The organism is Nocardia amamiensis NBRC 102102 (genome assembly GCF_001612745.1).
Classification (GTDB): domain Bacteria; phylum Actinomycetota; class Actinomycetes; order Mycobacteriales; family Mycobacteriaceae; genus Nocardia; species Nocardia amamiensis.
On the sequence record NZ_BDBA01000149.1, the window covers coordinates 13,702 to 32,887 of the forward strand.

Annotated in this window: 29 protein-coding genes and 2 pseudogenes; 26 read left to right on the top strand and 5 right to left on the bottom strand. The window is 64.9% G+C overall.

Annotation, left to right across the window (positions count from 1 at the left end):
* Positions 1-90 precede the first annotated feature (90 nt).
* From NA4_RS25475 to NA4_RS25555, 18 genes are all read left to right on the top strand, one after another.
* Positions 91-486 carry a hypothetical protein gene (locus tag NA4_RS25475; RefSeq protein WP_157129292.1) on the top strand — a complete coding sequence of 132 codons (396 nt, stop codon included), beginning with the start codon at positions 91-93 and terminating at the stop codon, positions 484-486.
* Positions 483-2,189: an FtsK/SpoIIIE domain-containing protein gene (locus NA4_RS25480; RefSeq protein ID WP_067475064.1), complete on the top strand. Its 1,707-nt coding sequence runs from the start codon at positions 483-485 to the stop codon at positions 2,187-2,189. Before NA4_RS25475 ends, NA4_RS25480 begins: the two co-directional genes overlap by 4 nt.
* 83 nt (positions 2,190-2,272) lie before the next feature.
* The gene (locus tag NA4_RS25485) at positions 2,273-2,650 is read left to right on the top strand and encodes a hypothetical protein (RefSeq protein ID WP_067475066.1); all 378 of its coding nucleotides are present in this window, start codon (positions 2,273-2,275) and stop codon (positions 2,648-2,650) included.
* Positions 2,647-3,042 (top strand): hypothetical protein, encoded by a 396-nt coding sequence (locus tag NA4_RS25490; protein ID WP_067475069.1) that lies wholly within the window; start codon positions 2,647-2,649, stop codon positions 3,040-3,042. Before NA4_RS25485 ends, NA4_RS25490 begins: the two co-directional genes overlap by 4 nt.
* A 68-nt stretch (positions 3,043-3,110) precedes the next feature.
* Positions 3,111-3,455: a hypothetical protein gene (locus tag NA4_RS25495; RefSeq protein WP_067475072.1), complete on the top strand. Its 345-nt coding sequence runs from the start codon at positions 3,111-3,113 to the stop codon at positions 3,453-3,455.
* Positions 3,452-3,829 carry a hypothetical protein gene (locus NA4_RS25500; protein ID WP_067475075.1) on the top strand — a complete coding sequence of 126 codons (378 nt, stop codon included), beginning with the start codon at positions 3,452-3,454 and terminating at the stop codon, positions 3,827-3,829. Before NA4_RS25495 ends, NA4_RS25500 begins: the two co-directional genes overlap by 4 nt.
* Complete coding sequence (locus tag NA4_RS25505; RefSeq protein ID WP_067475079.1) at positions 3,826-4,149, top strand: GIY-YIG nuclease family protein; 324 nt, start codon at positions 3,826-3,828, stop codon at positions 4,147-4,149. The genes NA4_RS25500 and NA4_RS25505 overlap by 4 nt, the downstream gene beginning before the upstream one ends.
* Positions 4,146-4,601: a hypothetical protein gene (locus NA4_RS25510; protein ID WP_067475082.1), complete on the top strand. Its 456-nt coding sequence runs from the start codon at positions 4,146-4,148 to the stop codon at positions 4,599-4,601. The genes NA4_RS25505 and NA4_RS25510 overlap by 4 nt, the downstream gene beginning before the upstream one ends.
* The gene (locus tag NA4_RS25515; RefSeq protein WP_067475084.1) at positions 4,598-5,074 is read left to right on the top strand and encodes a hypothetical protein; all 477 of its coding nucleotides are present in this window, start codon (positions 4,598-4,600) and stop codon (positions 5,072-5,074) included. Before NA4_RS25510 ends, NA4_RS25515 begins: the two co-directional genes overlap by 4 nt.
* On the top strand, positions 5,071-5,826 hold the full coding sequence (locus NA4_RS25520) for a hypothetical protein (protein WP_157129293.1): 756 nt from the start codon (positions 5,071-5,073) through the stop codon (positions 5,824-5,826). Before NA4_RS25515 ends, NA4_RS25520 begins: the two co-directional genes overlap by 4 nt.
* Positions 5,823-6,356: a hypothetical protein gene (locus tag NA4_RS25525; protein ID WP_067475088.1), complete on the top strand. Its 534-nt coding sequence runs from the start codon at positions 5,823-5,825 to the stop codon at positions 6,354-6,356. The genes NA4_RS25520 and NA4_RS25525 overlap by 4 nt, the downstream gene beginning before the upstream one ends.
* The gene (locus NA4_RS25530; protein ID WP_067475091.1) at positions 6,353-6,622 is read left to right on the top strand and encodes a hypothetical protein; all 270 of its coding nucleotides are present in this window, start codon (positions 6,353-6,355) and stop codon (positions 6,620-6,622) included. The genes NA4_RS25525 and NA4_RS25530 overlap by 4 nt, the downstream gene beginning before the upstream one ends.
* Before the next feature lie 90 nt (positions 6,623-6,712).
* Positions 6,713-7,537, top strand: a complete 825-nt coding sequence (locus tag NA4_RS25535; protein WP_067475094.1) for a DUF6551 family protein — start codon at positions 6,713-6,715, stop codon at positions 7,535-7,537.
* A 36-nt stretch (positions 7,538-7,573) separates the two neighbouring features.
* Positions 7,574-7,759 carry a hypothetical protein gene (locus tag NA4_RS40735; RefSeq protein WP_157129294.1) on the top strand — a complete coding sequence of 62 codons (186 nt, stop codon included), beginning with the start codon at positions 7,574-7,576 and terminating at the stop codon, positions 7,757-7,759.
* On the top strand, positions 7,756-8,082 hold the full coding sequence (locus tag NA4_RS25540) for a hypothetical protein (protein WP_067475095.1): 327 nt from the start codon (positions 7,756-7,758) through the stop codon (positions 8,080-8,082). The genes NA4_RS40735 and NA4_RS25540 overlap by 4 nt, the downstream gene beginning before the upstream one ends.
* 180 nt (positions 8,083-8,262) lie before the next feature.
* On the top strand, positions 8,263-8,529 hold the full coding sequence (locus NA4_RS25545; protein WP_157129295.1) for a hypothetical protein: 267 nt from the start codon (positions 8,263-8,265) through the stop codon (positions 8,527-8,529).
* 144 nt (positions 8,530-8,673) lie between these two features.
* Positions 8,674-8,919, top strand: coding sequence for a hypothetical protein (locus NA4_RS25550; RefSeq protein WP_067475101.1), 246 nt, complete (start codon positions 8,674-8,676; stop codon positions 8,917-8,919).
* Positions 8,916-9,332 carry a DUF4913 domain-containing protein gene (locus tag NA4_RS25555; protein ID WP_067475139.1) on the top strand — a complete coding sequence of 139 codons (417 nt, stop codon included), beginning with the start codon at positions 8,916-8,918 and terminating at the stop codon, positions 9,330-9,332. Before NA4_RS25550 ends, NA4_RS25555 begins: the two co-directional genes overlap by 4 nt.
* 424 nt (positions 9,333-9,756) lie before the next feature.
* On the opposite strand, the gene NA4_RS25560 is transcribed toward NA4_RS25555, so the two are convergent.
* Positions 9,757-9,972, bottom strand: coding sequence for a hypothetical protein (locus NA4_RS25560; RefSeq protein ID WP_067475104.1), 216 nt, complete (start codon positions 9,970-9,972; stop codon positions 9,757-9,759).
* Positions 9,973-10,345: 373 nt separating this feature from the next.
* On the opposite strand from NA4_RS25560, the gene NA4_RS25565 reads away from it, so the two are divergent.
* The 5 genes from NA4_RS25565 to NA4_RS25585 are packed head-to-tail and all read left to right on the top strand — an operon-like array spanning position 10,346 to position 13,481.
* Complete coding sequence (locus tag NA4_RS25565; protein ID WP_067475107.1) at positions 10,346-10,969, top strand: DUF2589 domain-containing protein; 624 nt, start codon at positions 10,346-10,348, stop codon at positions 10,967-10,969.
* 21 nt (positions 10,970-10,990) lie between these two features.
* On the top strand, positions 10,991-11,671 hold the full coding sequence (locus NA4_RS25570) for a hypothetical protein (protein WP_067475110.1): 681 nt from the start codon (positions 10,991-10,993) through the stop codon (positions 11,669-11,671).
* Positions 11,672-11,677: 6 nt separating this feature from the next.
* Positions 11,678-12,190, top strand: coding sequence for a DUF2589 domain-containing protein (locus NA4_RS25575; protein ID WP_245671588.1), 513 nt, complete (start codon positions 11,678-11,680; stop codon positions 12,188-12,190).
* Positions 12,187-12,678, top strand: coding sequence for a helix-turn-helix domain-containing protein (locus tag NA4_RS25580; RefSeq protein ID WP_067475116.1), 492 nt, complete (start codon positions 12,187-12,189; stop codon positions 12,676-12,678). Before NA4_RS25575 ends, NA4_RS25580 begins: the two co-directional genes overlap by 4 nt.
* Before the next feature lie 44 nt (positions 12,679-12,722).
* Positions 12,723-13,481, top strand: a complete 759-nt coding sequence (locus tag NA4_RS25585) for a calpain family cysteine peptidase (RefSeq protein ID WP_169811115.1) — start codon at positions 12,723-12,725, stop codon at positions 13,479-13,481.
* 57 nt (positions 13,482-13,538) lie between these two features.
* Here the strand turns inward: NA4_RS25585 and NA4_RS25590 are convergent.
* Positions 13,539-14,351, bottom strand: a pseudogene (locus NA4_RS25590) (IS256 family transposase); the annotation flags it as partial.
* A gap of 1 nt (position 14,352) precedes the next feature.
* On the opposite strand from NA4_RS25590, the pseudogene NA4_RS39425 reads away from it, so the two are divergent.
* Positions 14,353-14,580, top strand: a pseudogene (locus NA4_RS39425) (transposase); the annotation flags it as partial.
* Here NA4_RS39425 and NA4_RS39430 read toward each other — a convergent pair.
* Positions 14,576-14,773, bottom strand: a complete 198-nt coding sequence (locus tag NA4_RS39430; RefSeq protein WP_373862829.1) for a transposase — start codon at positions 14,771-14,773, stop codon at positions 14,576-14,578. The pseudogene NA4_RS39425 and the gene NA4_RS39430 sit on opposite strands and share 5 nt — an antisense overlap.
* 339 nt (positions 14,774-15,112) lie before the next feature.
* Between NA4_RS39430 and NA4_RS25595 the strand changes: the two genes are divergently transcribed.
* Both NA4_RS25595 and NA4_RS25600 read left to right on the top strand, forming a co-directional pair.
* A complete protein-coding gene (locus tag NA4_RS25595) occupies positions 15,113-16,288 on the top strand; it encodes an endonuclease/exonuclease/phosphatase family protein (RefSeq protein WP_067475120.1) in 1,176 nt (391 codons plus the stop codon).
* A gap of 655 nt (positions 16,289-16,943) precedes the next feature.
* Positions 16,944-18,131, top strand: a complete 1,188-nt coding sequence (locus NA4_RS25600; protein WP_169811116.1) for a M20 metallopeptidase family protein — start codon at positions 16,944-16,946, stop codon at positions 18,129-18,131.
* A gap of 63 nt (positions 18,132-18,194) precedes the next feature.
* Here the strand turns inward: NA4_RS25600 and NA4_RS39435 are convergent, their stop codons facing one another.
* Positions 18,195-18,986 (bottom strand): TauD/TfdA family dioxygenase, encoded by a 792-nt coding sequence (locus tag NA4_RS39435; RefSeq protein WP_169811117.1) that lies wholly within the window; start codon positions 18,984-18,986, stop codon positions 18,195-18,197.
* Positions 18,986-19,186 (bottom strand): hypothetical protein (locus NA4_RS42225; protein WP_218022407.1); only part of this gene is annotated, 201 nt, incomplete at its 5' end. The genes NA4_RS42225 and NA4_RS39435, both read right to left, overlap by 1 nt.

The following is a 19,186-nucleotide window of genomic DNA, read 5'->3' on the forward strand; positions in this document are numbered from 1 at the left end:
GTATTGGTCGGCGGCCCAGTGGGTTTGGCGATCTGTACGCGTCCGTTCTGGTGGTCGCCGGATCTCGCCGACCGCGCCGCGGGTGTCGTGGTGCCGGTGCTGTTCGGGCTGCTGCTGGTGCTGGCTGGTGCGGCGCTGCTGATCGGCACGTGCACGAAGGTGTTCAGCCGTAGCGTTCGTTCGCTGCGGTACCGCCGGCATTGGGTTCGCGCGACCGTCGATGCGGGGCTCACTCGTACTGAGCGCGGCGTGCGCCTGGTGCCCCGGTTGGCGTCGGTGACCAGCGAACGCGCCTGCGACGTGGTGCGCGTGCGGATGCTCGAGCAGCAGGCGCCGCGGGATTGGGCCAACCAGATCGACGTGCTTGCACCGGTGTTCGGCGCTTCCAGCGGTCGTGTGCGCCTGGTGAAGGGGCAGCCGTCCCAGATCGAGCTCGTCTTCCCCCACCAGGCCAAGCCTGTCGTCGCTCTGGGAGGTGCAGCATGATGCGTCCTCAGCGTTTGGTGAAGATGGCCGACCGCGGCATGGGCGCTCCCGCCGAGCTGATCGCCCCGCTCGGCTTGGGCGCGGTCGGTGGCGGGTTCCTGGTGACGGCCACCGCGTATTTCACCGCCGAGAACCTCGGCCTGGGCGGGTCGACCGGTGTGCTCGGAGTCGCGTGCACAGCGGGTTCGGTCGCCGGTGTGGCGGTGCTGTCGAAGCTGTCGCGGCGGAACGCGGAAAGGCGTGCGGAGGCCGAGCAGCAGGCTGCGTGGGATGCGTGGCTGGCGGAGTTCCCGTCCAGCGTGCAGCACGTCGTGGAGATCCTGTGTGATCCATGGAGCGCGTGCGCGATGTGGACCGCGCTGGGGTTGGGGCGTGAGCCGAACCCGGCCAGAAACGAGCCGGGGGCGTGGCCGCAGCTGGAGCCCTCGCACGGCTCGTTCCCGCCGGATGAGGGTGTGTGGCCGGTGCCGGTCGGCGCCCGGATCCGGCTGCGGATGCTGACCGGTCACGAGCCGAAGCAGTACGCCGCCCGTGTCGAGCAGCTGGCTGTCGCGCTGAATGCCCAGGCGGTGCGTGTGGTGGAGCATCAGGGTCGCTACATCTGCCTGGACGTGCGCACCCGCGATCCGCTCAAGCACGCGATCCCGGTGCCGATCCCGGCCGAGCCGGTCGACCTGACCGCGCTGAACCCGGGCCTGCGTGAGGACGGAGAGCACTGGCTGGTGCCGCTGCTGGAACGTAACTGGCTCGGTGTCGGCGTTCCTGGTGCCGGTAAGTCGGGGTTCGTGCACTCCGCGCTGGTGGCGACCGCCCCGGCCGCCCGCGACGGCTCGGTGGTCAACATCATGATCGACCTTAAGTTCGGTGTCGAAGCCGCGAAAGCGCGGGGGCTGTTGCACCACACCGCGACCAGCGAGCAGGCCGCTGAGGACGTGCTGCGCTGGCTGCGGTGGGAGCTGGTGGAAAAACGCGGCCGTGACATGGAGGCCCGCGGTATCGACAAGCACGTCCCGACCCCGGACGCCCCGGCCTATCACCTGATCATCGACGAGCTCGCCGAGCTGCTCGACAATCCGGAGACCCGCAAGCTGTTCCTGCGGCTGCTGATCAGCATCATGCGGCTCGGGCGGGCTCTGGGGTTCTCGGTGTCGGCCTACACCCAGCTGGGCAACAAGGCGATCCTCGGCATGCTGCGTGATCTGTTCCAGATCCGTATCGGCATGCGGATGACCAGCCCCGAGCAGGTCGTCATGACCTACGGCGATCACCACGCCATCGAGCGCGGCGCGGCCAACACCACCATCCCCGACAAGGACACCCCGGGCATCGCCTACGTCGTCGACGACAGCAGCAGCCAGATCGTGCGTGTGCGCGCCTATTACGTCACCCCGGACGACCTCGCTCGGTTCGCGCGGATGTATCCGCCGTTCCCGCACCAAGTCACCGAGCAGATCGAGCAGTACGCCGGCGGTGGCGGCGCCGGTAGCCGCTCGGCGGAGGTGGTGTCGATGCCCGAACGCAAACGTGAGACTCCCGCGCTCCCCTCTTCGGCGATGCCGGCCTCGATCCTCGCTTTCCACAATCCCGCCGGAGACCGGGACGAGGCCGTGGCTGCGGGCGATGACGACGCGCTGGATGAGGCGTTCGCCGAAGCCGACGCGCTGTCCGACGCCATCGGGGAAGCCCTCGCCGCCGAGGACTAAGTCGGCGTCTAAAGCTCTAGACTGTCAGACTTACAACAGTCTAGACTGTTGCTAGTTCCGTTACATGGAAGGGAATCCCGGTCATGACGATCACCCAAACCCGCACCGCCCCAACCAATCCGGCGACATCACAGCCCACCGACCCGCAACCCGAGTCGGACGTACAGCGCTTCCAATACGCCATCCAGCTGCCAAACGGGCAGTGGTGGCGCAAGCTCTCGCTGCGGCTGTCCGCCCCCGCCGGCACCGAGCCGAGCATCTTTCACAACCGGGCCCGCGCCGAGGAAGAGCTCTATGACGTGATCGGCATGGCCCGCACCGTGTTCGGCGTCCGGACCAGCGACTACCAGCCGCGGCTGATGGTCCGCACCCTGCAGATCAGCCCCCGCGGCGCCACCTTCGGCCCGTGGCTGCCTGTCAGCGCCCTCATCGACGAGGCCACCAAGGTGGTCCTGCGATGACGCTGGACACGCTGCTGCACCCGTTCCGGCACCGCGACGACGAGATGGCCGAGCTGCGCACCCAGGTGCGCCGCCGAGTCCGCAAGGTCCGTTCGGCCAAGGAGATGGCGGTGCTGGTCGACGACATGATCGACGCTCTCGACGCCGCGCTCGTGTCGGCCGCACCGCCGGACGCGCTGCCGGTCACGGGCCCGTTCCGCGGGCAGGAATGGGTGGCTTCGCGCTGGTCCTGCCACGCCAGCGGACCTCTCACCGTCGAGGAAGCCCATCAGGTCACGCGTGAGCACATCGCCTGCGTGCCCGACTGGGCGATCTGCCGCATCAAGTACACCGCGCTGGACGTGCTGACCGCCGCCGCGATCCGCGTCCCCGATCCGAGTCGCGGTTTCTGACCAGAAGGGACCCAGGCATCCGTTACATGCCTGGGTCCCTTCCCCATGATCGCGGAAGGGCCCACCTGATGCCAAACACCACCACCGCCTACGTGCTGGTCCACGAAGCCTGGTACACCGACCCGGCGCGCGTGCAGCGCCCGACACTGACCGTCGCCGTTCACGACCAAGACGGCGACGAGAACTTCACGTTCGAATTCCAGGAGTACGCGCCCGGCGCCCTCGCCCCCGATTCCGCGCTGAAGCTGCGCGTGTTCGACGACGCGTTCGCCGCGTTCGCCGAGCTGCCCGAGTTCCTCGCGGCGCTGTCCGACGAGGGACCGAACACGGTCGCGCAGCTGGTCGCGATCCTGGACCGCCTCGGCGCCCGCGACATGACCTCCCGCGTGCGCCCCTGGGGTGGTGCGCGATGACCACGTCTCGCGACGAGATCGTCTGCACCCGGTGCCGCGCGCACGGCGCGCGTGACCGCTGTTGGAACTGCGGCCGCAACAAACTCACCGACCTCAAGAACACCACCGAAGCCGCGCTCGGCGCCGAGATCGCCGCGCTGGCACGCCAATTCATCGTCACGCTCACCGACGGCCTGGAGGATCCCGAAAGCTTGTACCAGCGGGTCATCGACCTCGCCGACCAGGCCGACACCCTCGGCACACACCTGCTGGACTCCAGCGAGCAGCCCCTGCACGCGCCGACCCTGATCAAACTCGTGCGCGCGCAGACCCCGGAGAACCTGCACCACCTCATCGGCGCACCGGTTCACCGCGATTGGGGTGATGACCTGTGAGCGCCACCAACACCGGCGACACCGAGGGCACGGTTTACCTGCTGCACTTCGACAGCCCGTTCCGCCATGCGCGCCACTACACCGGCTGGACCACCGATCTCCAAGCCCGCCTCGCCGAACACCGCGCCGGCCGCGGCGCACGACTGCTCGCCGTCATCAAAAACGCAGGGATCAGCTGGCAGCTGGCACGCACCTGGGACGGCGGCCGCCGCCGCGAACGCCAACTCAAGAAAACCGGCGGCGCGTCCCGGCGCTGCCCGATGTGCGGCATCAGCCCCCGCACGGCGGCCGCACTCGAACAGCGGGGTGAGCAGCGATGAGCATCCAGCGCGAGGTCCTCAACCCCGACGAACGGCTGCTGCTGTGGGGAACCAGCGTCGGCCACGTCCTGGGCGTGCTCACCGGCAGCCGCTTCGCGGTCAACGAGTGGATGGACACGTGGATGTCGGACTCCCATCTGCCTGCCGAGGCGTGCCGGCTGCGCCCGGCCTGGGACGGGCGCGGTTACGCGATCCGGGAGCAAAGCGTGCGTCTGGATCCCCGCGGCCGCGACGTCCCCGCCGTCACCATCTCCGCTGCCCGGCTGCGCCGCTACGCCAACAGCCTGTCCGACCACGCCCGCCAGCAGGCACACGGCGCCCTGCGCGCGTGGCGGGCGATTCGCCGCCCGGGCCGCAACGAGCCCGCGGCCGCCGTGCTGGCCCAGCTGCTGGGCCTCGATCTGTCCGGCGGCCCCACCGACCTGCTGCAACTGCTGGAGGCACCCCAATGATCACCGCCTACACCGACATCGACCGCGCCGCCCTCGAAACCGATGTCGCCACCGACCTCGCCCAGTGGGCGAACCTGCTCGTCGAGGTCCTCGCCCAGGTCGAGCACACTCCCGTCACCGCTGACCTGGTGTGCAGCTCGGATCACGATGCCCGCCTGTACAACTCGCTCACCGAACTCGGCGAACACGGCGGCCGCATCGATGCCGGCCAGCTGCACGCCGCGCTGCCGATCCTGCTGCGCCCACTGCTCGGCGCCCCCGCCGCCGGGTACCCGCGGCTGACCGACCTGCTCGCCGCCGCGCTCGAGCTGATCACCCGCGCCGACGCCGCCTGGGCGATCACCACCGCCACCGGCGGCGCCGAACCCGACCACCCCGACCGCATCGGCGGAAACGTCGGCGCCCACCTGCAATTCGCCGCCAGCGTGCTGCGCCAGGCCGCCACCGAGATCCAGGAGAGGACGAAAGCATGAGCATGTCGTACGCCGAACGCAACGAACCAGGCCCAGAGCACGCCCGCGCGCTCGAGCTGCGCCAGCAGCTGGCCAACCTCCACGCCGACGTTGACCCGAGGAAGGCGCCGGATCTGAACTCGCAGATCGCCGCCGCCGAGCAAGCGTTGACCAACTACCTGATCGCGCACCGCGCGGTGCTGGGTGAGACCGATTTCTGGTCCGGTGATTACGCCGCCATCGACGAGGATCCGCGCGACGCGCAGCCGGAGCCGGTAGAGACGATGCACGAGCAGGAATACGACCGCGACCTGCCGACCCTGGCCGCGACCGATCTGGTGCAGGTCGCCACCGCGTTCCTGACCGTGCTCGGCAATGTCCGCCGCCCTGGCCATCTCCGGGAAGCCACTCACCGCGCCCGCTGCGCGATCGAGCGGCTGAGCCTGGCCCTGGAGGACCTGGACGGCTACCTCGACGCCACCGAGAAAGCCGCAGCCCGCGTCAAGTTCGTCGACACCACCCGCGCCGAGTTGCCCGCTGCGCTGCGCCCGCATCTGGATCTCGAACCCGAATCCGCCGGGCCCGGCTGGGTGAGCGACATGCTCACCGCCGCCGCCGATCTGATCAACCTGACCGCCTCGACTGCCGCTGTGCATCACCGCGCGGCCGGCGACCTGGAGCGCGCCGCCCGCCTGGACGGCGTCCTGGCCGCCGCCCGCATCGCCGTCACCCACGCCAACGGGCTGCACACCACAGAAAAGAGCGCCCAGTGACCACCGCGCCAGTGTTCGACCCGGACATCTACGACCCGTACGCCGCCGTGCGCGGTCTGCCGCCGGACCATGAGGGCTACTACCGCACCCGCATCGCGCTGCTGGCTCCGCACCCGCGCACGTGGACGGCCCAGGAACTGGTGGCGGTGATTGTCGAGCGGACGGCGACGCTGACGACCCGCACGGTCTCGGTGATCGACGCCCTCGATGGCTTCGACGACCGCAAGCAGGTCGGCATCCGCGCCAGCGACCTGTCCGCCCAGGCCGGCGTGCTCGACGCCGCGCTGCGCACCGCCCACCACGCCGGGACCAGCCTCGACACAGCGACATTCGTCAGCCGCCTGGATCCGCTGCCCGCCGCGCTGCAGACCCGGTTGATCCGCGACTCCCGCCTGATCACCGTCGCGCTGCTGAATCTGCGGCATACCGTCTGGTCCACGGCCGATCTGGGCCGCATCCGTGGTGCGGCCGCCGCCTTGTCCGCCGCGGCCGCGCATCTGGCCGCCGAACACCGAGGAGCACGACGATGACGAATCTTCCGCACTGGACCGACGACCCGCACATCGACCAGGCCGCCCACCAGCTGCTCACCGACCGGGTCGAGACCGCCTCCGCCATGGCGGGACGTGACCTGTGGTCGGGCTCGTGCACCTGCGGCGCGATGGCACCGACCCCGCCCTGGGACGACTACGCCGTCGAGGACGCCTACGAGCTGCACATGCAGTTGATGCAGATCGCTGCCCGCCGCGGCCACCCCGCCGCCGCACGTGTCCGCAGCGGAGGTGAACAGCAGTGATTGACGAGGCCGCCGAACTGATGCTCGGCACCCGCCGCGACAACGAGGTCGCACGAATCCACAACCAGCACAACCGAAATGGAAACGCTCATGCCTGAAACCGCCGTGCTCGATCGCCCTGCCGTCGACGACGCTCCCGCCACCTACATCACCGCCATCTCGGTCGAGGAGATGTTCGTCGACCACACCTATCAGCGCGATCTGGACATGCCGCGTGCGCGCAGGATGTCCCGCGAGTGGGATCCGCGGCTCGTCGGTGTCATCGAGGTCTCCGACCGCGGTCCCCGATCCACCGAGGGCCGCTACGCGATCGTCAACGGGCAGCACCGGTGGGCCGCCGCAGGCCTGCGTGACCCGAACGCGGTGATGGTCGCCAACGTCCACACCGGACTGTCGGTCACCCAGGAAGCGCTGCTGTTCCGCGAAATCGACACCCGGACACGCAGGTTGACCACATGGGACCGGTGGCACGCACGGCGCGCGGCCGGCGAACCGATCGTGCTGGACATCGAGGAAGCCGTCACCGCTGCTGGTCTCACCATCAGCATGGTCCCCAAGGACGGCAACATCCGCTGCACCTCGACCCTGGAGCGGGTCCACCGCCTCGGCGGCACTCTGCTGCTGGGCAACACCCTGCGGTTCATCACCGACATCTGGGGCCGCCGCCTCGACGCCGTGGACGCCCCGCTCGTCCTGGGCCTCGCGCAGATCCTGCACGCCTACGACGACGAACTTGACCACCGCCGTCTCGGCGACGTGCTCATCGACTACGCGCCCCGCCAGATCAAGGCCCGCGCCCAGGCGATGCGTGAGACCGAGACCGGCAAGTCCAACGGCACCCTCGCCGCCCTGGTGATGCTCGCCGCCTACAACAACTGCCGCAGCCCCAAGCTCGACCGCGCCAAGCTCCGCTGACACCACCCAATCCCATAGGGAAGAAGAGAGGAAACCATGGCAGTGCGCCACACCGACTTGCTGTGCATAGCGACCCCGGGCTGCTTGGCGCCGCTCGACGAACTCGACGACGACCACGGCGACATCACGCTGGTCTGCGGCGATTGCGGCCAGCAGGAGCACACCGGCGAGCCCGCGGTGATCTACCAGCTCGCCGAGCTGCGCGAAAGGCGTGCCTCATGACCGCCGTCCTGGAACCACTAGCCGCAGCCGCATCCACGGCTTCGTTCGACCGCGAAGCCTTGGCCGCCGAAATGGCCGCTCGAACTGCCGATGTGGCGGCCGCGGCGCTGAGCGTCATCGACGCCGCGGACTACGGGCAACTCGGCAGGTTGATGTCCGCGGCCGCCAACCTCCGCAGCGAGGTGGACATCCTCATCGGCGCTCTCGGCCCTGCCGCCCGCGCCGGCATCACCATCCACCCGGCCGACGCCGGCGCCGCACTGCAGGCCACCTTGCCCACCGCCATCTACACCGCCGACCTCGAAAGGGCCTACCTGCCATGATCACAACGACCCCGCCCATCAACGGCGTGCCCCAGCAGCCGGTGCTGGTCGCCTACCAGATCGAACCCGCACCGCGGCGGAGATCGATCTCGGCCACCACCACGGTCGCCGCCGTCGCGATCGGCATCGCAACGGATTCGGCGGCGGATTCCTCCTCGGCTGGCGGGCACTGTGAGCGGCGTGACGACCGTGATGGTCACCGTCACGATGCCCGACGGCGGCGCGCTCGGCGAAGGCAGAACCTTCGACACTCCCGCCGCGGCCGCCGACTTCGCCCACACCTACGTCACCGCCGCGATGCACGACCCGATCCGGGTGTACGCGGGCGACGAAACCGGGCAGCCACGTTTCGACACCACCGGCGACCGCGACACCGTCCTGGCCCAGATCACCGCCTGGGCCGCCGAACTCGCCACCGAGACCGATCGCCAACACGCCGAGAAATAAAACCCGAAATAATAGACTGTCGACAGTCTGACAGTCTAAAATGCTGGTGGGTGATCAACCCGCCACCACATGGCGGGGACCAGGTGCCCGTTACGCACCTGGTCCCCGCCCTGATTCTCCCCCATCACCGGAAGGGCTACCACGATGCAGGACCCCACCGACTTCGAGTTGACCCCCGAATTCCTCGAGCGCAACCGGAAGCTGGTTGCGCAGGCTCCGGCCATGATCAAACGCAGCCGCGAGCTGATCGAGCAGCTGTGTGCATCCGTGGATCTGCCGACCGTCCCCGCCCGTGGCGACGACCCGGCCGCCGGCGCCCCAGCCCGTCCGCCTCGAGGCGCTGCACGCGAGCAGCGCACCCAGGCTCAAACCATGTGGCGCAGCCGATGATCAGGGGCACCGCGCCACAAACACTCACCCACGGCCACCCCGTCCCCGAGCACCCGTCGCTGGGAGACTTCGTACACGGATTCCTGGTGTACGCCTACGCCCGCCAGGTCACCGACACCCACGAGCGCGTCTGGTGCCCGCAGTGGTGGCGCCACCCCGAAGCCCTGCATCGGCTGCATGTGCTGTGGCGCACCTACGAGGAGCTGCGCACCACCGGCCAGCTCGGTGTCAGCGCCTGGTGGTGCGACCACGCCGACCTGCACATGCCGAAGCTGTTCGACCCCGACGGACCATTCAAGTTCTGCAGCCCACGCACCGGCCACAAAGACCTGCTGCCGCCGCTGCCCGTCGATGAAGCGCCCGCCGAGCTGTTCCCCCCGATGACGACCGCCGCCGCTGCACCGGCGGCATGAGAGGGGGGAAGAAGGGCGAGATCACCCATGCTGGGCGAGATCACCATGCTATGGGCACACGAAAGCCCCGGGGCTCCTTGCGGAAGCCGGGGCAGTGCTCGTTTCCGACGAGCGCTTGATGCGTGAGACGAATCGCGAAGCGCGGGCGCGTGGCGCCGCGCAGCCACCTGTCGTCGCCGATGCTGCACTGCAATCAGCGCTCTCGATCACGAAGTCAGGGAAGCAGTGGATGCCGTTATCGAGTTCGCGAACTACCGGCGCACCCGCGCAGACTTCGAGCGGTTGCAGCATGTCCTCGCGATCGCCACCGCAGTCGTACTGGTCGGAGTCGTGATGTTCGCTATCGCCGCGCCACGCCGTAAGCCGGACCGGATGAGAAGCCCAGGGACACCCCCACCAGCTGACACCGATAGGCGCGAACTGGTCAGAAGATATTGAAGCCGAATCCGCTGTAGAGCGCCGAGTGCGGATCGAGCAAGTCGAACAGGACGATCTTCCTTCCCCGAGGGTGTAGGAAGTCCCGCGCTGGGTCTTCCCTGAAGATGACCACCCATCCGTTGCTCAGCATCGTCGCGACGTAGGTCGTGTCATCGAAAAACTTCTCGGCGACGTTGACCGGCGGATCCAGCTCATGCCGCAAGCACCCCCGCAGGCCGCCGCCAAACTCGCGGTCGCTCCAGCTACGGCTCGGGTGAACCCGGAGGAACTACGAAGGCGCAGGTCAGTTGATGTATGCTACATAATAGCTGCTTCACCATCAGGGAATGTAATACATTGGGAGGCAGCATGTTCGGCTGGCGCGGAAGAGTTGCCGTGGTAGCTCGGAGAGTGTTGTGCTGTGCGTTGGCCTGAACTTACTCGGTGCTCGCTGAATGATGACCTTGAAAGAAGAGCTGAGGGCAATGGTCAGGCCAGCATCTGGTGCGGCCTGACATGCGGTAGCGCTCTTGATGATGGGGATGGCCACGTATCAGCCGTCGTTCTGGCTGGTCAAAGGATGAGTTGAGGTAACCATGGCTCGTGCAGTTCAAGAACTACGTCAGATTCCCTTTGAACGGCTCATCGGCGCTCCGATGACGGCCGCGATCGAAGCGCAGGCGGCTGCCGCTCAGTCCACGATCGAGTTCATCCAGAAGGTGGGCTTCAAAACTCCCGACGGTGGTTTCGAGCCGGCAGATCTGTTGATCACCGACACTGATGCCGATGCCGATGCTGGCGACTTGCGTAGTGTCACGTTCTCCTACGAGAAGAAGGACGAGAACGGCGAGGTTTCCGCATTCCACCTCAAAGTGCCGCTGCTCTCCATCGTGCCCATCCCGTACATACGCATCGACGAGATGACTCTCGACTTCTCGGCCAAGCTCACCGATGCGATCATGAGAAAGACTGATACTTCCTTCAACCTCGACTCCTCAGTCTCGGGAAAATTCGGTGGAGGCTTCCTCGTCCCCTTCAAGATGAGCTTCCGCGTATCGTCCACATACAACACGAAAACTTCCAAGGCATCAGCGCAGAAGAGCGAGTACCGGCTAGATATCAACATCCGCGCGGTACAGGACGAGATGCCAGGCGGGCTGTCGAAGATACTAGACATCCTTGAGGATGCGATCCAGGACACCAAGGCTCCGGTGGCATAAGTCGTGGTACGCCTCGGATCCGTGATCGGCGGGATTCTGGCCGAGCTGACGCAAGCCCGTGCCGTCGCGGATCGGCTCACTCGCGCGCTGGTTGACGAGTACGAGGATGATCCCGTTCTGTCTGGAATGTCAGTGCCTAGGGTGAAGTTGTCGGCAGCGACAGTGACTGTTCGCTACACGATCCAGTCAGTCGAGGAATCCGAGCCTACACAACCAGATCCAGCGGTAGTCAGTACCAGATGGCAGAAGGTTGTGGCGATCAAAGTTGTCCCGAAAGTTCTACGCAAACTGAACATCACCGGCGAGGACCAACAGGCCCTCACGACAGCGATCGTGATAAAGCGCCCCACAGTGACCGCTACCGAGCATGCTCTCCAGGGAAAAACTGCTGAATTTCTCAACGTCACGATAGAGAGTGCGATGGAGTCCTGGCCGAACATCCCGGCGGAGCTGCAGCGCCGATTGGGCGGCAAACTGGCATTCCGCGGCGAGCTGAAAGCGGAGGCGACAGCGGAGCTGGAGAAGTTTCTGGACCGGGAAGCCAGAGAGAGACTCCTCGCCAGCGTTCTGGCATCGAAGATCCACGTTGGCGTACTTACCGCGGACCTCCCGGAAGAGCCGGGCCGCATCCAGGAGATCCAACTCACCGTGGCCGGCGAGGATCTCGAACTCGTAGAACTGGCGGATCAAGACGGACAGTAGGTGAGCATGGCGATCCAGCGAGTAGAACCTCTCAAGCTTGGCGATCTGCTCGGCTCGCTGATGGGCGCAGTGGTCGACGCGCAGGCTCAGGCGGCCAGGGCGTCGATTGAGTTCGTTAGGGATGTGGGTCTGATATCGGAGCAGCCCAGCGGCACGGAAAGGCTGCGCACCGTTAGTCTCCGGTACCGCAAACGCGACGAGAATGGCGCCCTGGCGGACTTCGAGGTCGAAGTGCCATTACTGGCCATGGTCAACGTGCCCTCCCTTGCTGTTAAGGAAGCCTCCTTCTCCATGGCATACGACGTCGTAACGGTAAAGGCGGCTAGCGACACAACCAAACGTTCGGTTATGACAGGGGTGATCCGAAAGAAGACTGCGGCGAGTGACCGCAAGACCACCACAATGTCGGTCGATGTCGAGGTTACGATCGCCCAGGAAGCCACGCCGATCGGTGTCGAGCGACTGTTCGACCTTGCGGAGTTGGGAATCACCGAGGCACTCGTCGAGGGCAACGGATGAGTAGCGACAACCTCCACGCCACTCTTGAGGCCGTCAACACGGCCCTCGGGCATCTAGCAGCGGCACTCGACAAAGGAGGTTTCGGGGCGGGAAGCCGCAGCTACACACAGATGGCCGAGATCGTGATCGGCCAGCGGCTGTGGGCAGTCGAGCACGGAATCGACACGTTCGATGATCGGTTCCACCGAGTAGCAATTTTGGCCGCAGAGGTGCATCGGCAGCTTCTGCCCTATGTCGAGGCGATGGATCGACTTCGGATGCTGCCTGCCCTAGCGCCGCAGGATAACAGCTTTGCGCCGGAGTCTGCTGAGGCCAAAGTGCTCGCGGTCATCGACGCAGCCGACCGACCTCAATCTCTCACCCAGCTACGAAATGCAGTGGGAATGCCCAGTTCCCAGATGCGCGTACTTCTGGCGTCGATGGTTGATCGGGGGCTGCTCTCTGCCTCCTCGTCCGGCAGCCGGACACGTTATGGGGTAGCACCGTGAGTCCCATGTCCCAGAGTGGGGTCACTGAGCCGGAGCCTCTGCGCTTGGACCGAGTTCAGCTACGTTCGATTGACCCGCCAGGGTATCCATACCGGGTCCACTATGCCGATGTCATACAAGGGAAGATCGACACCTGTGCGATCGCTGCGATCATGGTGGCCATCGCACATACACGTCCCCGTCTGATCGGCGAAAGGTTGCCCGGCGAACCAAGGACGGGCGTTGTCCTCAGCAAACGAGCGGCTGATGAAATCTACAAGTACTGGTCAGACGTGACCTACTGGGTGCGTTTCACCACAGGCCTCGGTGTCCTGGTCACCCCGGTTCTCTACTACCACGGCCAGTACGAGGTGGCCTACGCAAGTACCCTCCACGGTCCCGGATGGCCCAGCCTGGTGGAGAAAGCCTATGCGATCTTGAAAGGGAACAGCTACAACAACCTGGATAGAGAACGCTCGCTGAGACCGGTCCCATCCGCCTTGGCAATCCTCACCGACCTTGTCGGCCCGTCAGACACAGCAGATCTAGTCAGCGACAGTCTGATCAATCGCTGGAAACAAAGCCGTGCACTCAAGGACTCCGATCTGATCCGCATAGCGGATCAGGCGAGGCACAGACCGACGGTCGCGACTTCGTACGACCACGGCACACAAGACGGTATTACAGCAGGCCACACGTATGCCGTGATCCGGTGGCGTCGCGGGAGGATGATCCTGCACAACCCAACGGGATCACCAGACGTGCCCCAGCTAACCCTGGATCAACTACGCGCCAGCTTCAGTGCGGTTCACCAGGCGTTATGACCCGGTCAAGTCCAAACGCGTGGTGTATTGAGGTGATTGCCGCGTGATCCTTGTCGGTCAGGCGGTCAGTGCTGGGGTGGTGTCCTCCTGTTCGTTGGGGTCGGCGGTAGCGCGTGAGCGGGCGAGGACGTCGAGGCCTAGGTAGCGGCGGCCTTCGATCCATTCGTCGTGCTGCTCGGCCAGGACCGCGCCGACGAGGCGGATGATGGCTTGGCGGTCGGGGAAGATGCCGACGACGTCGGTGCGGCGGCGGATTTCCTTGTTCAACCGCTCCTGCGGATTGTTCGACCAGATCTGACGCCAGATCTGCTTGGGAAACGCGGTGAACGAGAGTAAGTCCGCACGGGCGGCGTCCAGGTGCCCGGCCACTTTCGGTAGCTTCTCGGTCAAAGCATCGAGCATCCGATCATATTGGGCGGCAACCGATTCGGCGTCGGCTTGATCGAACACCGAATGCAACAGGGTCCGTACCCACGGCCACGACGATTTCGGGGTGATCGACATCAGATTCACCGTGTAATGGGTTCTGCACCGCTGCCACGAAGCGCCGGGCAGGGTGGCTCCGATCGCGGCTACCAGCCCAGCGTGCGCGTCGGAAGTGACCAGACTGACCCCCGACAGCCCGCGGGCGACCAGGTCGCGGAAGAACGCCAGCCAGCCCGCGCCGTCCTCGCCGCTGGTGACCTGGACACCGAGGATCTCCCGGTAGCCCTCGGCGTTGACGCCGGTGGCGACGAGAGTGTGCACGTTGACCACGCGCCCGTTTTCTCGGACCTTCAACACCAGGGCGTCGGCGGCGACGAAGGTGTAGGGGCCCTGGTCGAGTGGGCGGGTGCGGAACGCTTCGACCTGGGCGTCGAGGTCGGCGGCCCACCGCGACTTCGACACTCGTGTCGGCACGATCGACGTCGCGATCCCCAAACTGCGCTCGGGCAGTTACTTTCCGGATTGGCTGCTCGAGCGCCGCAAACGCGCCGAACGCGCACTCACCAGCGTGGTGGCGACCTGCTACCTGCTCGGGGTCTCGACCCGACGCATGGAGAAGCTCGTCGAATCACTCGGTGTGACAAAGCTTTCCAAGTCGCAGGTGTCGATCATGGGCGGTAGCCATTTCGGGAGTTCACCCGCTCGTCGGAGCGTTCGCCGTAGCCGGCGCCGCACACGGTGTCGGCTTCGGCGCCCATCAGGACCTGGATGAACGCCGACATCATATTGCGCAGCAGATCCGGGCTCGCTACGGCGAGTTGGTCCGACAGCAACTTGGACGGGTCGATAGGCTGGACAGAGGTCATCGCGTGAAACTTTCTTCCTTCAGTGACTTGGTAGGTCTGTTGAAGGATCACGCGGTGACCACCTCTACTCGGCTACGACACGCCGATCATCGAACCGGCCGGTCCGATTCCTACACCACTCTGCCGGACGCAACCTATGACCCCGGCCGTGGGGGAATAGTGCATCTCATGCAGTGAGTGCAGCGAGTCGTTCATTCCGTGCCAGATCGACAGCTACGGGTACTCAACACATAGTCGAATCTCGCGAACGAGGCTCTCAGCACTGTCATACTTCGATGCGCAGATCTCTCCCCTTTCCTCGGCAGTTGAGTTGCCACAAGGACCGATAGGAGCCCTGCCATGCCGACCGATCACCTACGGATCGCCGCGTACAACGTCGAGAACCTCTTCTCCCGGCCACGCGCCATGGGCGCCCCCGAACCCGTCGCCGCCGAAATACTCGACGCCCACGCGCGGGTCAACGAGTTATTCGAGCACGAAACCTACAGCGCAGCAGACAAAGCCGAAATCCTCGGCCTGTTGAAGAAACTGCGTCTGCTGCTCGACGATGGGAATCCGAACCACGAGGACACCTTTGCGGTTCTGCGCAAGATCCGGGGCCAACTACTCAAACGCCCCGCTGGTGGCGACGAAGACGACGTCACAGTGGTAGCGGATGGACGGTCGGACTGGGTGGGATGGGTGGATATGATCAAAGATCGCATCGACGCCCTCGCCATCACCCACACCGCCAGGGTCATCCGGGAGGTCGACGCCGACATCGTCGGCGTCGTCGAGGCCGAAGACCGAATCACCTTGCGCCGCTTCAGCGACACCCTGATCCACAGCAACGGGGTGCCCCGCTACCCACATGTGATGTTGATCGACGGCAACGACAGCCGCGGTATCGACGTCGGCGTCCTGTCCACCGACCAGTACCCGGTACTCGACATCCGCACGCACGTCGACGACGGCCCGTTCGGCAACCGCACCTTCAGCCGCGACTGCCCGGAATACCGCTTCCCCTTCCCCGACGACAGCGGCCTGGCCGGTCAGTCGCTGCTGGTGCTGGTCAACCACCTGAAAAGCAAGTTCGGCAGCAACCAGACCGCGAGCAACAAGCGCCGCCGCCGACAGGCAGAAGCCGTCGCCCAGATCTACCGGCAGCGACGTGACGAGGGAATCGAGCATGTGGTGGTGCTGGGCGACTTCAACGACACGCCCGACAGCAACCCTCTGCAGCCCCTGCTCGCAGAAACCGACCTCACCGACATCGCCCAGATCTCGAACTTCGACGACGGCGACCCCGATGAAGACCGACCCGGAACCTTCGGCAACGGCACGAAAAGCAACAAGATCGACTACCTGCTGCTGTCACCAAGCTTGTTCGACCGCGCCACCGGCGGCGGCATCTTCCGCAAAGGCGTCTGGGGCGGCACCCACGGCACCCTGTTCCCACACTTCGACACCATGACCAGCAAGGTGCACGCGGCCTCCGACCATGCCGCAATCTACGCCGACATTGACGTCTCATAACCTGCCCCCGAGCTCGTCGGGCGTGAGACTGCCCAGCAGCCGCGGGCTCCGCAAGACCCCCTCCTGGCTGCAGTGGAGTCGGTCTGCTTCGGAACGGCTATTGCCGCCGGCCACCCGCAAGCGCCGTACGAGTCTCTACTCGTCGCATGGACGACAGATTCGGCGCAACCAGCCCGGCCTGCGGCGCCGATTCGGTTGGCGGGCCGGATTTCAGTGGCCGGGGCAACCATCCCTCAGCGGGATGCTCGCCTGTCAGGAGCTGCTGGTGGCCTGAGCCATGTCAGCAGGTGTCGGGTGCCGAGTCGCCCGCCAGCCAGAACTCGAACCGGATTGCGCCTGGGCTTGGCGAGGGCAGAACGATCGCCGCTCCGTGCTCTGGTTTCCATGTCCGGGGAACCAGGATGTAGGCAGACCAGGCCCGGGATGAGCGAGAGGGGATCTCTCGGCACCCACCCTCGGTCTCAACATGCATACTTAAGATTGGAAACGGTAGCGGCAGCAGGGTTTCTGTCGATGTACGAAGTAGTGCTCACCGCCCGACGAGCACGCCCCCGGAGGTACAATCCCCGACTGTTCGGTAGATCACACGCACCAACTCTCTCCAGCCTCTGGCCCCGTACCCCTACTGTCAGGAGATTTCCGAACGATGCATCCAGTGGCAGCAGCTATCCCTCAGGATCTTGACAATCGACTGATTGATCTCCGTCGAGATATTCACTCACACCCGGAGCTGTCTCATCAGGAAGTGCGTACGACGCAACTGATATCTTCGCTGCTCAATGATCTAGGTATCAAGACCAAAACTCCCAAACGGGGTACGGGGGTAATTGCCGATATCGGCAATGAAGGCGGGCCGACGATCGCGCTCCGGGCCGACCTGGATGCTCTTCCGCTGCAGGACCAGAAGGATGTGGTGTACAGGTCGCAGTATGAAAACCAGTGCCACGCCTGCGGTCACGATGTTCATACGACCATCCTTGCCGGCGTCGCGGCGCAGCTCGCGCAGATACGAGATAGTCTGCCGGGCAAGGTCCGACTGGTTTTCCAGCCGGCGGAAGAGTCCGCTGACAGTGGCGCCAAGATGTTGATCACTGAAGGAGTGCTGGAGGGTGTAGACGCAATGTTTGCGTTGCACTGCGATCCCAGTATGGAAGCAGGCCGGATCGGCGTGCGTACAGGCTCTATAACGTCGGCAACGGACACTCTGTCTATCCGGCTCACGCGCGACAGCAGTCTAGGCCCGTCAGGGGTGGACAAAGTAAATCCGATCGATGGGGCAGGCCATATAGTCACCGCCCTTGCTCACACGATCAACAATCGATTCCAGGTCGAGCACCGTATGTTGATGGTATTCGGGGCCATCAACAGCGAACCAGGGTACGGAGAAATCCCGGAAGCTGCGGTTGTGGGTGGAACAGTCCGTGTTCCCGAAATGGCAATCTGGGCAAAGCTTCCAGAGATGGTAGCGACCGCAGCGGAAAGCATTGCAGGAATGCACGGCTTGCATGCCGAGGTGATCTACAATCGTGTTTGTCCGGCCGTCGTCAATGATCCGGTAGCCACCGACATCTTCCGCCGGACGGCCTCCAGCCTTTTCTCGCCAGCTGCGATCTATGAAGCTCCGCAAAGCTACGCAGGCGAGGACTTCGGCTGGTATCTCATGCAGGTGCCGGGAGCGTTGTGCAGGTTGGGCGTTGCACATCCGGGGTCCGACGTACGGACCGATCTGCACACTCCCATATTCGATGTCGACGAGCGGGCGATCGGCATCGGTGTTCGACATATGACAGCCACGGCTTTGGCTGCTCTCGATCGCTACGGTTCGATAAGCTCCTGCGCCTAGAACGGCACCGGCAGGCACATCCACCAGCGGCCCAGGCTGCAAGCCTGCCGTTGTTGAAGCGCACTACCGCCCGGCCGACGGTGTCCCGTGCACGGGACACCCAGCGGGGGGCTGGCTGGCGCGCTCAACAGTGCCGATGAGTACGCGCCGCAAGTGCCTCCGGCGGTCGGCAAACGCGTTCCGGGAGTGCAACATCCGCCAGTTGTCCCAGATGAGCATCGTGCCACGCTCGATCTTTATCGCGACATGATTTTCCTCGAAGAACCTTCCACCGACCTTGATGTAGCGCGCTGACAGCTCATCGGTGACCTCAAGGTCATAGGTACTGAATCGCATCACCACAGAATCCTCGTATTCGTCGAGGATCTTGTTGTGGCCCAATCCATGGATGCCTCGTTTGGCCAACGCTTCTGGATACCGGCTCCCCCATCGATACACCCTCCGAGACAATTCGGCTCTCTCGTCTGAGGTGAAATGGCCCAGCAGGCGATGCCCATCCGCGAGAGTTGTCTCGCCCCCCAATCCGTTTGCATGGTGAACACACCAAAGAACAACGTATCGAGGCGGCAGCCCAGGGAACTCGTACCATTCAGTGTGTGGCGGCAATGCTGTAACTCCCACTGCGGAGAGTACATCATCTGGAACGTTGGGGTCAGGCGTGATATCGCGGACGAGCTGTCCATCGTATTGGGGAACGAGCGGGCCTAGAGAGCTGAGTTCGGTTACGTAATCGACGTTTTCCATATCTACGTCAACGTAGGCATAACCGAATTGCGATAGCTTGCTTCGAATGTCGGCGTGGTCTAGAACTTTGGCGGACATCTTGAATCTCCTCGCGCCGTTCTCTGTGGTCATTATTCCGGGGCAGTGAAATTGAACTGGTAGATGCCGCCAACGCCTCCGACGCATACGGCCTTGCTATCCGGGAACCAGAACACACTGTTGAGCCTGCCGTTCGTTCTCATCGACGCGGTCAGAAGCCACGTCGTCACTTCCCAAACTCGCAGGGCCACATCACCGCCAACCGTGGCCAGCCACGCGCCGTCGGAGCTGAA

Coding starts and splice junctions, on each gene's coding strand:
- NA4_RS25480 (WP_067475064.1), top strand. CDS start 483: ATGATGCGTCCTCAGCGTTTGGTGAAGATGGCCGACCGCGGCATGGGC.
- NA4_RS25485 (WP_067475066.1), top strand. CDS start 2,273: ATGACGATCACCCAAACCCGCACCGCCCCAACCAATCCGGCGACATCA.
- NA4_RS25490 (WP_067475069.1), top strand. CDS start 2,647: ATGACGCTGGACACGCTGCTGCACCCGTTCCGGCACCGCGACGACGAG.
- NA4_RS25495 (WP_067475072.1), top strand. CDS start 3,111: ATGCCAAACACCACCACCGCCTACGTGCTGGTCCACGAAGCCTGGTAC.
- NA4_RS25500 (WP_067475075.1), top strand. CDS start 3,452: ATGACCACGTCTCGCGACGAGATCGTCTGCACCCGGTGCCGCGCGCAC.
- NA4_RS25510 (WP_067475082.1), top strand. CDS start 4,146: ATGAGCATCCAGCGCGAGGTCCTCAACCCCGACGAACGGCTGCTGCTG.
- NA4_RS25515 (WP_067475084.1), top strand. CDS start 4,598: ATGATCACCGCCTACACCGACATCGACCGCGCCGCCCTCGAAACCGAT.
- NA4_RS25520 (WP_157129293.1), top strand. CDS start 5,071: ATGAGCATGTCGTACGCCGAACGCAACGAACCAGGCCCAGAGCACGCC.
- NA4_RS25530 (WP_067475091.1), top strand. CDS start 6,353: ATGACGAATCTTCCGCACTGGACCGACGACCCGCACATCGACCAGGCC.
- NA4_RS25535 (WP_067475094.1), top strand. CDS start 6,713: ATGCCTGAAACCGCCGTGCTCGATCGCCCTGCCGTCGACGACGCTCCC.
- NA4_RS40735 (WP_157129294.1), top strand. CDS start 7,574: ATGGCAGTGCGCCACACCGACTTGCTGTGCATAGCGACCCCGGGCTGC.
- NA4_RS25540 (WP_067475095.1), top strand. CDS start 7,756: ATGACCGCCGTCCTGGAACCACTAGCCGCAGCCGCATCCACGGCTTCG.
- NA4_RS25550 (WP_067475101.1), top strand. CDS start 8,674: ATGCAGGACCCCACCGACTTCGAGTTGACCCCCGAATTCCTCGAGCGC.
- NA4_RS25555 (WP_067475139.1), top strand. CDS start 8,916: ATGATCAGGGGCACCGCGCCACAAACACTCACCCACGGCCACCCCGTC.
- NA4_RS25565 (WP_067475107.1), top strand. CDS start 10,346: ATGGCTCGTGCAGTTCAAGAACTACGTCAGATTCCCTTTGAACGGCTC.
- NA4_RS25575 (WP_245671588.1), top strand. CDS start 11,678: ATGGCGATCCAGCGAGTAGAACCTCTCAAGCTTGGCGATCTGCTCGGC.
- NA4_RS25580 (WP_067475116.1), top strand. CDS start 12,187: ATGAGTAGCGACAACCTCCACGCCACTCTTGAGGCCGTCAACACGGCC.
- NA4_RS39430 (WP_373862829.1), bottom strand. CDS start 14,773: ATGACCTCTGTCCAGCCTATCGACCCGTCCAAGTTGCTGTCGGACCAA.
- NA4_RS25595 (WP_067475120.1), top strand. CDS start 15,113: ATGCCGACCGATCACCTACGGATCGCCGCGTACAACGTCGAGAACCTC.
- NA4_RS39435 (WP_169811117.1), bottom strand. CDS start 18,986: ATGACCACAGAGAACGGCGCGAGGAGATTCAAGATGTCCGCCAAAGTT.